Annotated in this window: 2 tRNA genes; both read left to right on the top strand. The window is 50.7% G+C overall.

Annotation, left to right across the window (positions count from 1 at the left end):
* Positions 1-77 precede the first annotated feature (77 nt).
* Positions 78-151 (top strand) — tRNA-Ile (locus tag ACFFK0_RS19170).
* Between the two features lie 89 nt (positions 152-240).
* A tRNA-Ala gene (locus ACFFK0_RS19165) sits at positions 241-316 on the top strand.
* Positions 317-521: the final 205 nt, after the last annotated feature.

Genomic DNA, 521 nt, shown 5'->3' with positions numbered 1-521 from the left:
GCAGGGTCTTGGGAGAGTAGGACGCCGCCAAGCGAGCCCGCTTTAAGCGGGGCTTAATGAAATACCTCAGCAAATGAGGGCCTTTAGCTCAGCTGGTTAGAGCGCACCCCTGATAAGGGTGAGGTCGGTGGTTCGAGTCCACTAAGGCCCATTGTACCTACAAAAAGTGATTCCGGGGTCCCCGAAAAGTATTCGGAATAAGCTTCGGAGCATTTGCTTCACTTTTTGGGGTGTAGACATGGGGCCATAGCTCAGCTGGGAGAGCGCCTGCCTTGCAAGCAGGAGGTCAGCGGTTCGATCCCGCTTGGCTCCACCATCTAACTATCGGAAATTGGCGCTTGATTATGAGCCCGAGAGTATGATAATATGTTTTCCGTTGTTCCTTGAAAACTAGATAACGAAACACAAAGCGTAGAAATCTAAGGTTGATTCTTGCTAGCAAGAATTCTGGTGGTCGATTGATCATCTAGGGATAAGCTAGAAAGAGCACACGGAGGATGCCTAGGCGCTAGGAGCCGAAG

It is taken from the genome of Paenibacillus chartarius (assembly GCF_042432825.1).
Classification (GTDB): Bacteria; Bacillota; Bacilli; order Paenibacillales; family NBRC-103111; genus Gordoniibacillus; species Gordoniibacillus chartarius.
Note: the sequence above shows the minus strand (reverse complement) of the source record. Positions and strands in the feature narration are given on the sequence as shown.